Source organism: Peribacillus sp. NPDC060253 (assembly GCF_042727425.1).
Classification (GTDB): domain Bacteria; phylum Bacillota; class Bacilli; order Bacillales; family DSM-1321; genus Peribacillus.
Genome location: NZ_JBHXAS010000068.1, coordinates 17,301 through 27,082 on the forward strand (window position 1 = coordinate 17,301; position 9,782 = coordinate 27,082).

Here is a 9,782-nt window from a genome sequence, read left to right on the forward strand (position 1 = left end):
GAATATTTTTCATAAAAAAAGTACCAAGTCCAGCATGTTCTGGACTTGGTACTTTTTTTATTATTTTTGCTTAGTCAAGAATTCAGTAAGGAACTCTTCGAAATTAGGAGCCTCGATTGCAGCAATTTTTTCATATGACTCGATGATTTTGAGCTTAATTTCTTGTTCCAGGTCATTCCGGTCTTGATAGTTTGTGTTTAATAACGATTTTTTTATTTTAGGATTCAAAGAATCAATTAGATTCAACAATTCCTCTTTTGAGAGTTTTTTATCCACAATGGCTTTTCTCCTTTCTAGCATATACCTCATCCATATAGTGTTTTCGAAGTTTTTTGAGAGCTTGTTTACGGATACTTGAGATATTCTGTGGCGACTCATGGAAATATGCAGCAATTTCCTTGTTGGATAGGCCGTATGAAAAGATCATGGTCAACACCAGGTTTTGTTTGGTGGTTAAGTTCTTCAGGGCTTTTATCATTTCTTCATCACTTATGTGTGAGGAGAGTTCATTCGTTTCACCCATATTTTCAAGTTGAAGGTCCAAAGTTCCGATTCGATCAATCACTCCGCCAGTATCCCTCGGCGCTGCATCCAGTACCATTCGATAGCGTTCCCGCTGCTTCCGTGCCCTTTTATCAAAATCAACGGAGAAAAAGTAAATTAGGGAGCACATGTATTTGTAAACCTTTGCCCGGTAATAGAAAATTTTGAAAGTCTCGTTGAGATGATAAATGTTGTGAGAAGAAGGGGAATCAAGAGTCTCTCTGAGAATCTTCATATGCTCTGGGTTCTGTAAAAATACTTGAATGATCGGTTGTTCAAAGAAAGATGAGTACTGTTGCTGTAAAAATTCCAATGAATGAGAAAAGAAATGAGCGGTTAATTGGTTCATTGCTATCCCTCCTTTAATTAATAAAGTGATGGACAAGTGGAATAAATCAATTATATACGAACATTTGTTCTTTTATCTATAAATCAATAGTGCTAGATTGATTTTTCTAAACAAGTTTCACTTTAGATATCAGATACAAGAAAAGGGGTGAAGAGGATGATGATTGAGGATGCTACTGTGTGGGTGTCATTAGTTAGCGAATTTGGCTATCCATTCGTCGTTTCTATGTTTTTGCTCTTCCGCTTCGGTAAACAATTAAAAGAACTGACAACGGACGTTGAGAACTTAAAAAAGTCCGCTCATAAAACGAAACGATAACCTCAGGACGTTATGTGCTAGGTAGTAAAAACCGAGTTTCGGATTCTATTCAAAAAAGGGTCCGGAATTCGGGTATAAAAAAATCGACACAATGGTAATTTTAACCTATTACATTCCTCCTTTTTAGTCAAATGAAAAAATGAGTAATCCATTATTTGGAATATACCATAAAATAGGTAAAAAATAATCGTCAATTGGAATCATTTTACTACTATAATTCATCCGTCAATGGAATTAGATAGGAAATCCTCCTCCTGTACGTTTTTAGTTTTATGGATTAAAGTGAAAATACTTTTAAAAAAACAACATTCTTAAATAAATTATGGAAAGTTGGCAGTATCCTAATAAAGGGTGCTGCTTTTCTCATTATTTGGTAATAAACTGATAGTATGGAAAAGGGGTGGGAATTTTGAATGAAAAACAGCTGGAGGATATTCGAATTCTACAACAAGAATGTGAACGGGGAGATTTTACATTAAAGCTGAACTGGGAGACACTTCGCAGTCGAAATGGTGTGAATAAGAATGATTATCTTCACTATGAGGGATTGAAACTTGTTGGTTTTCTTGGACTGTACGAATTTGGAAGCAAAGTGGAGATGTGCGGAATGGTACATCCTGATTTTAGGAGGCAAGGCATTTTTACTAAACTGATGGACGACGCTATGAGGAATGCCATGCAGCGGGATTACAAGTTGATCATTTTGAATTCACCTGCTCATTCTCATTCAGGGAAAGGATTTTTGAAGCAGCTGCCATGTGAGTTTGCTTTTTCTGAGTTTCAAATGAAATGGTCTCAAACGGAGCTGGATGATTATGAGGATGCAGTCGTTCGCCCTTCACGGAGTGGTGATGAAGAAACGGAAATTCAGCTTGATATTCAGTGTTTCCAATTCACGGAAAAAGAGGCGAGGGATTATTATCAGCGTATTCTTTATGAGGCTACCCTGAAAACCATGATCATTGAAAAAGATGGCCGAGCGGTAGGGAAAATCCGTGTTGATCACTCTGGTCGGGAAGCGTGGATTTATGGATTTTCCATTTTTCCTAAATACCAGGGAAGTGGACTTGGCACAAAGGTACTGAAAAAGATCGTAGCCGAACAATGTCAACCTGGATATGATATTTTTCTTGAAGTCGAGGCAACGAATGCTCATGCTTTAAGACTCTATGAATCTTGCGGATTCAAAACCATTCAACGGCAGGATTATTACTCATACAAGCTGCAGTGCTGACGACGGGGAGAATTAGGGGGGATGGGATGTTGACCTTATTCACTTATAACTGGCAGGTGCGAAGTGAATGGTTCGAATGGTGCCGGTCCGTATCGAGTGAAGACCTTAAACGGAAACGTACGGGCGGGGTGGGCGATGTTTTAAGGACGCTCGCTCACATTATCGATGTTGAATACAGCTGGATCCGGGCTATACAAGGGAAACCGGATCTCGGAATTGATTTAGACGCTTATGATACGATCGAGAAAGTAGAAGAGCTATCTGAGCGCTATCATTTTGAAGTCATGGAATATTTGAACTCGCATTCCTTTGAAGATGAGAATGGAATGATTCAGCCATCTTGGATGGAGGGGACATACGAAAAAGGCAGGATCCTGCACCACCTGATAGCCCACGAAATTCATCATATAGGCCAGCTGTCCATCTGGTCGAGGGAGATGGGGATCAAACCGGTTTCAGCCAGTTTAATAGATCGGGATTTATAGGTTTTATGCTTTTAAAACTGGTAATGCAACTTGCTATACCGGTTTTTTATTTTGAAAGGGCAGTTTTTTCAAAGAAAGGGGACAAGCAGGGGGTGAAATTTAGCCGATCAATAAAATTAATATGACTTAGTGTTGACATGCTATAGAATGAAAACATTGAAAAATCAAAATATTTATAGGGGGTATGATTTAGATGTTTGAACAACGGAGGAAAAAACTTACTATTACGGTAAATCGTGACGCGTTTTCGACAAAATTATGGTATATTATTCTAGCATTTTACAAAAAATAGAAGGGTTGTGAAGTATGTCCAAGATGCATATTAAAAAAATGCTTGCCCCGCTTCTTGCTGTAAGTTTGATAACCGCACCATTTACCACACCGGGGGAGACCTCCGCAAAAGAGACTAACAAGAAACCGGTCACGACTAAACCATTTATTATTTCAGCCCCTACTGTCAATTACACAAACGGCACAAAAGCAACTGTAACGGTCACGCCGAAAAAGGGGAACAAGGGAAATGAAACTGTTGTGTTCCAGCTAATGAATGGGACAAAGGTCATTTCACAGTCAGCTGTCGAGACGGATATTAAATCAGCCCAAAAGTTCTCTGCATACTTCAACTCGTACAAATCGGGTTATTGGGTCAAAATATCGGTGGTCTCCAAGTATAACGGAAATACGAGTAGCTTCGGAAACAGCCTGGCAACCCCCGTTTCAGATGCTCCGTTTGAATTAAGGATCATGGAAACGACGGATATACACACTAATCTAGTAAGCTATGATTATTATAAAGATGCCGTATCGGACTCCGTCGGCTTTTCAAGGACGGCAACATTAATCAAACAAGCGCGAAATGAAGTGAAAAATAGTGTTTTAGTAGATAATGGCGACCTTATTCAAGGAACGCCGTTAGGTACTTACAAAGCGAATATAGCACCACTGAAAAAAGGGGAGGTCCACCCTGTCTATAAAGCGATGAACTTGCTTGATTATGATGTGGCCACATTCGGCAATCACGAATTCAATTATGGTTTATCTTATTTAGACGAAGCCATCAACGATGCGAACTTCCCTTATGTCAATGCCAATGTTTATAAAAAAGATAAAGACAACAATCCAAAGAATGATAAAAATAAATATACGCCTTATAAAATCGTCACTAAGAAGGTAAAAGACATCAATGGAAATGAAAAGTCAGTAAAAATAGGCTACATCGGATTCGCTCCACCACAAATCATGGATTGGGATAAAGCAAATCTTGAAGGTAAAGTCATTACAAAAGAAATCATCACGACTGCAAATAAATATGTACCTGAAATGAAGAAAAAGGGCGCAGATGTCATTGTGGCTCTGACACATTCCGGGTTTAATGGCGACACCAAAAATACTGAGGATGTCATCTATTCATTAAGTAAAGTATCCGGAATCGATGCCATCACGTTCTCACATACACATAAAGTCTTTCCGGCACAAGATGAAGCGTCTTTAGACAGTCTATTTAAAGATAGTCAAGGCAATGTCCTTAAAGGGGTGGATAATAAAAAGGGCACTATAAATGGTGTACCAGCCGTTCAAGCAGGGTATGGCGGCAGTAATCTAGGGATCATCGATCTTGATATCCAGAATATCAAGGGGAAATGGAAAGTCGTACATTCCGATTCATCAACACGGGCAATCAACGACAAAGTAACAGGGATAAAAGCGGCTGAAGATGCAGCTGTCGTCAAAGCCGTTAAAAAGGATCACGAAGGAACGATCAAGTATGTTAATACACCAATTGGAACGACTACAGCACCCATTCATAGTTACTTCGCCCTTGTACAAGATGATCCTTCTATACAAGTCGTGACGAGCGCACAGAAATGGTATGTAGAGAAATACATCCAAAGCAACCGTCCTGAATACAAAGACTTGCCTATTCTCTCTGTAGGAGCGCCTTTCAAAGCGGGTCGCAATGGAGTTGAAGAGTTCACCGAAATCAAAAAAGGCGGTTTGACCATTCGCAGTGCCGGCGATTTATATTTATACGATAATACCTTGAAGGCAATCAAGATCAAAGGATCCGTTGTAAAAGAATGGCTTGAGATGTCTGCAGGGAAATATAATAAAATTGATCCTGCCAAGACTGAGGAACAAGAATTGCTTAATGGAAAGTTTGCCGTCTATAATTTTGATGTCATTGACGGCGTTACGTATCAAATCGATGTCACTAAGGCTCCGCGCTATGATGAAAAAGGGATCAAAGTGTCTGACTCAAGCAGGATTGCCGATTTAAAATACAATGGCAAACCAGTTGATCCGAATCAGGACTTCATCGTCGTGACGAATAATTACCGTGCCTCGGGCGGAGGAAACTTCCCGGGAGTCAAGGGCAGTGAGTACATAGTGGACTCTGCGGATGAAAATCGCCAGATCCTGATGGATTACATTACACAAGAAAAGGAGATCAATCCAACCGCTGATAATAACTGGTCGATCGCCCCGATTTCAGGCAAGGTGAATGTTACTTTTACATCATCACCAAAGGGAGCGGAATATTTAAATGAAGACAGCCCGATTACATATACGGGTAAACAAGATGATAAAGGCTTTGGTATTTATAAATTCAATCTTGGCAAAGAAAACGTTAAGGTGCAATTGCTTGGAATCAATGATCTCCACGGCCAGCTTGATACTACTTCTGGTTTTGGCGGTGTCAAACAGGGGAGGGCCGATTATTTAGCTGCACATTTAAAGCAGCGCAAAGCAGAAAACCCTGATCATACACTGTTACTATCAGCGGGGGATGCTGTCGGGGCAAGTGCTCCCGTTTCCTCTTTGATCCAGGACAAACCGACGCTTCAGTTTTTGAATGATATGAAATTCGACGTCGGAACTGTCGGGAACCATGAGTTTGATAAAGGGGTAGAAACCCTGATGGCTCAAATCAATGGCGGTAAGTCGCCTACCTCGGATGTAGTATTCGATAAATTGAATTTCCCGTATGTGGTGGCCAATGTCGTATATAAAGACACGAAAAAACCTATTTTGGACCCTTACGTCATAAAAAAGGTAGGCGGGGTTGATATTGGATTCATAGGTGTAGTCACGAACGCCACACCTCAAAAGGTTAGTCCGGATGGCATTAAGAATGTGGAATTCATAGAACAGGCACCCGCCGTAAATAAGGCGGTTGATGAGTTAAAGGAAAAAGGCGTCAAATCCATTGTGATCATCTCGCATGACCCAGGCACTGAAAAAGACGGAGTCATCACGGGTGAAGTGGCGGATCTTGCTAAAACCGTGGATGATGAAGTCGATGTGATCTTAGCTGGGGATAATCACGCAAGGGTCAACAACTATGTGGATAATAAATTGATTGTACAAGCTTACTCTTATGGAACGGCATTTGAAGATGTGGACCTGGAGATCGATCCTATCACAAAGGATATTGTCAAAAAGTCAGCTGAAATCGTCACGGTTTCACAAGATGGCATCACACCGGACGCCGGGACGACGAAATTCATTAACGACTATTTAGATATGTTCCCAGAGTTGAAAGCACCACTTGGGACAACGGGCGAGATAATAGGAAGAGCAAATGCCTACACGCAGGAAACAGGACTTGGAAATTTAATTGCAGATTCCATGAAGGCAGATTTGAATACAGACTTTGCCTTCATGAATCCAGGCGGAATTCGCGCAGATATTCCAAAGGGAGACGTTACTTTTTCTGATTTAGCTAAAATCCAGCCTTTCGGGAATGTATTGGTTAAGCTTGAACTTACTGGAGCCGAGGTGAAAACGTTGCTTCAACAGCAATGGATCGTTGAAGGAGCACCGAAGACCTTGCAAATTTCAGGGCTGAGTTATACAGCCGACTTCAGTAAACCGGTCACGGAAAGAGTCACTTTATTGAAGAAAGCGGACGGAACACCTATCAAGGATACCGAAACATACACAGTGACCGTCAATGACTTCATGGCAAGCGGCGGAGATAACTATACCGTCCTGAAAGGAAAAGAGCGTGTGTTTGGCCATGCTGATCTAGAAGCTTTCGTTAACTATGTGAAAGAAACCTTTAAAGGCGGAAAGATCACGGCGGAAACTGAAGGCAGAATTACGAATATCAATAATTAATTGAAGTTTACTCGTGAGTTTAGCGGATTTACTCGTGAAACTTGTGCTTTACTCGTGAGTTTAGCGGATTTACTCGTGAAACTTGAGCTTTACTCGTGGGTTTAGCGGATTTACTCGTGAAACTTGAGCATTTACTCGTGGGTTTAGCGGATTTACTCGTGAAACTTGAGCATTTACTTGTGAGTTTTCAACATTTACTCGTGAAACACCAAAAGAGAACGCTCCTTAATACAAGGGGCGTTCCTTTTTTATTTCTGATAATAAAATAGTGAAGTGTAACTTTCTTCCAAATTATTCGTCGGTACTATTAAGAAAAGGGGGAATACAGATGAACCGTAAAACAATGATGCTTATCTTCAGTTTGTTCTTTTTGCTTGCGGCATGCAGCAGTAATGAAAAAAATGATTCAGCATCAGAATCAAGTGATGAAAAGGCGAGCAGTAAAATGGACGCTTCATTTTCTGGAAAAATGGAGCCGGAAAAAGTTGTGGAAGAAGAGAAGATGACGAATGAAAGAAAGGTCATCCATCAAGCGCAGCTTGAATTGAAGGTGAAAAGCCTTGAAAAGGCACAAATGAAGATTGAGAACAAGGTGGAGGAATATAGCGGATATGTCGTTGAGTCCAATGTATACAGGGAAGATGAAGAAAAGGTGGAAGGATCGATCACTGTACGGGTTCCTGAAGCCCATTTTCAGGATTTTCTTTCCGATAGCGAGGGCCAGGCTTCGAAGGTGGTCGGAAGAAATGTGACAGGCCAGGATGTAACCGAGCAATTTGTGGATTTAAAAGCAAGACTGAAGTCAAAGAGGGCTGTAGAGGAAAGGTTACTTGCATTCATGCAAGATGCTAAGAAAACGGAAGATTTGCTGAAAATATCATCCGATCTTGCAGCAGTTCAAGAAGAAATAGAGCAGCTGACTGGACAAATGAAGTATCTTGAAAACCAGACCTCGTATTCAACGGTTACAATTACATTATCTCAGGACCGAATTGTTGTACCAGGTATTGAGAATAAGGAATTGAATACATGGGAGAGAACGAAGAAACAACTCGCAACGAGTGCGAATCTAATACTTAAAGCGGGTTCAGGAATCATTGTTTTTATAATAGGAAACTTGCCTATCCTTGTTATTCTAGGCGGGGCGGTTGCGGTGGTCCTTTGGGCCATGAAAAGAAGGGAAAAAAGGTAAAGGCTAAAAAAAGAGAGTGCCCAATATCGCTTGGGCACTCGGTCATTTATCTATTTCGTTTATGCAAACCGGTCACATAATACAGGACTACCAACAGGATGATCCAAATCGGACCAACGATTAGAGCGATTCTTGTATCTGCTGAAAAGCCGAGTACAACCATAACGAACACTAAAAAGGCGAGCGTGAAATAAGAAGTGAATGGGAAAAGCGGCATCTTGTAAGCTAAGCCTTGTTTTTCTCCCGGACTCATTTTTCGCCTAGAGATAATCTGTGTAACAAGTATGGTTCCCCATGTCCAGAGTGCACCGAATGTTGCGACACTTGTAACGTAACTGAAAACTTTATCTGCTTCCATATAGTTAAGGTAAACACCGAAAAGTAGCACGACTGCCGAAACGATAATAGCAACGCCAGGTACGCCTGACTTTGTTGTACGTTCGAAACTTTTTGGTGATTCACCTTGCTGCGCTAGGTTGAATAACATTCTCCCTGTACTGAAGATCCCGCTGTTACAAGATGAAAGGGCTGCTGTCAGTACGACAAACTGAATGATTCCTGCTGCGCCTGGTATACCGATTTTATCAAACATCATAACGAATGGGCTGTTTTCACCATTCATTTGATCCCATGGAGTGATCGATAAAATGACTGTCAGAGCTAAAACGTAAAAAAGTAAAATCCGATAAAAAACGGTATCGATTGCTCTTTTTAAAGATTTTTCAGGATTTTTGACTTCACCTGCGGTTACTCCGAGCATTTCAATACCCAAATAGGCGAACATGACCATTTGGAAAGAAAGGATGACACCGGAAATCCCATTAGGGAAAAATCCGCCATGTTCAACAAGGTTACCGAATCCGACCGCGATTCCGCCATTCCCCAGTCCAAAAATAATCATTCCGAAGCCAAGGACAATCATAAGGATGATCGTAACGATTTTAACTAGGGCAAACCAAAACTCCAATTCACCGTATGCTTTTACAGCAAGAAAGTTAATCGTTGTCATGATGGCAAGTGCGGCTAACGCCCAAGCCCATTGCGGAGTATCAGGGAACCAAAATTGCATATAGATTCCGACTGCCGTAATTTCAGCCATACAGGTGGCAATCCAAACGAACCAGTAATTCCATCCGGTTATATATCCGGCAAGAGGACCGACAAATTCGCTTGCATAGCGACTGAAAGAGCCTGCGACTGGATTTTTTATCGCCATTTCCCCTAGTGCACGCATGATTAGATAGATCATAAGCCCGCCAATGGCGTAGGAAATAATGATGGCTGGGCCGGCTAATTTAATCGCAGATGCCGAGCCGAGAAATAAACCGACTCCAATGGCTGCGCCAAGAGACATTAATGCGATGTGTCTTTCTTCCAAACCTCTATGTAGTTGAGATTCTTTGGAGTTTTGCATAATTTTCCCCTTTTCTATGTTGGAGTTTGATTTTCTCTATCTAGCATTTTATCACTAGTAGAGGAGAATACATATTATTTATTGATTTTTCACATAATATTACAACTAAATAATATATTTTAATA

The 9,782-nt window shown here is 40.8% G+C and carries 9 protein-coding genes; 6 read left to right on the forward strand and 3 right to left on the reverse strand.

Annotated features, from left to right (window positions below; translation table 11 throughout):
- Window positions 1–60: 60 nt before the first annotated feature.
- Both ACFWE9_RS17175 and ACFWE9_RS17180 read right to left on the reverse strand, forming a co-directional pair.
- Entirely contained in the window at window positions 61–276 is a 216-nt protein-coding gene (locus ACFWE9_RS17175) for a hypothetical protein (protein ID WP_230159448.1), read from the reverse strand.
- Window positions 269–892: a sigma-70 family RNA polymerase sigma factor gene (locus ACFWE9_RS17180; protein ID WP_230159449.1), complete on the reverse strand. Its 624-nt coding sequence runs from the start codon at window positions 890–892 to the stop codon at window positions 269–271. The genes ACFWE9_RS17175 and ACFWE9_RS17180 overlap by 8 nt, the downstream gene beginning before the upstream one ends.
- 156 nt (window positions 893–1,048) lie before the next feature.
- Between ACFWE9_RS17180 and ACFWE9_RS17185 the strand changes: the two genes are divergently transcribed.
- From ACFWE9_RS17185 to ACFWE9_RS17210, 6 genes are all read left to right on the forward strand, one after another.
- Window positions 1,049–1,210, forward strand: a complete 162-nt coding sequence (locus tag ACFWE9_RS17185; RefSeq protein ID WP_081092540.1) for a YvrJ family protein — start codon at window positions 1,049–1,051, stop codon at window positions 1,208–1,210.
- A 400-nt stretch (window positions 1,211–1,610) separates the two neighbouring features.
- Window positions 1,611–2,444, forward strand: a complete 834-nt coding sequence (locus ACFWE9_RS17190; RefSeq protein WP_230159450.1) for a GNAT family N-acetyltransferase — start codon at window positions 1,611–1,613, stop codon at window positions 2,442–2,444.
- Window positions 2,445–2,470: 26 nt separating this feature from the next.
- Window positions 2,471–2,929: a DinB family protein gene (locus ACFWE9_RS17195; protein WP_230159451.1), complete on the forward strand. Its 459-nt coding sequence runs from the start codon at window positions 2,471–2,473 to the stop codon at window positions 2,927–2,929.
- 306 nt (window positions 2,930–3,235) lie between these two features.
- Entirely contained in the window at window positions 3,236–7,051 is a 3,816-nt protein-coding gene (locus ACFWE9_RS17200) for a bifunctional 2',3'-cyclic-nucleotide 2'-phosphodiesterase/3'-nucleotidase (RefSeq protein WP_377357845.1), read from the forward strand.
- 95 nt (window positions 7,052–7,146) lie between these two features.
- A complete protein-coding gene (locus ACFWE9_RS17205) occupies window positions 7,147–7,320 on the forward strand; it encodes a hypothetical protein (protein WP_377357847.1) in 174 nt (57 codons plus the stop codon).
- Window positions 7,321–7,379: 59 nt separating this feature from the next.
- Entirely contained in the window at window positions 7,380–8,243 is an 864-nt protein-coding gene (locus ACFWE9_RS17210; protein ID WP_377357849.1) for a DUF4349 domain-containing protein, read from the forward strand.
- A 46-nt stretch (window positions 8,244–8,289) separates the two neighbouring features.
- On the opposite strand, the gene ACFWE9_RS17215 is transcribed toward ACFWE9_RS17210, so the two are convergent.
- Entirely contained in the window at window positions 8,290–9,657 is a 1,368-nt protein-coding gene (locus ACFWE9_RS17215) for an amino acid permease (RefSeq protein WP_230159455.1), read from the reverse strand.
- Window positions 9,658–9,782: the final 125 nt, after the last annotated feature.

What these genes read in the sequence shown, in the direction of transcription:
- ACFWE9_RS17195 (WP_230159451.1), top strand. Translation starts at nt 2,471, where the DNA reads ATGTTGACCTTATTCACTTATAACTGGCAGGTGCGAAGTGAATGGTTC.
- ACFWE9_RS17200 (WP_377357845.1), top strand. Translation starts at nt 3,236, where the DNA reads ATGTCCAAGATGCATATTAAAAAAATGCTTGCCCCGCTTCTTGCTGTA.
- ACFWE9_RS17210 (WP_377357849.1), top strand. Translation starts at nt 7,380, where the DNA reads ATGAACCGTAAAACAATGATGCTTATCTTCAGTTTGTTCTTTTTGCTT.
- ACFWE9_RS17180 (WP_230159449.1), bottom strand. Translation starts at nt 892, where the DNA reads ATGAACCAATTAACCGCTCATTTCTTTTCTCATTCATTGGAATTTTTA.
- ACFWE9_RS17215 (WP_230159455.1), bottom strand. Translation starts at nt 9,657, where the DNA reads ATGCAAAACTCCAAAGAATCTCAACTACATAGAGGTTTGGAAGAAAGA.
- ACFWE9_RS17185 (WP_081092540.1), top strand. Translation starts at nt 1,049, where the DNA reads ATGATGATTGAGGATGCTACTGTGTGGGTGTCATTAGTTAGCGAATTT.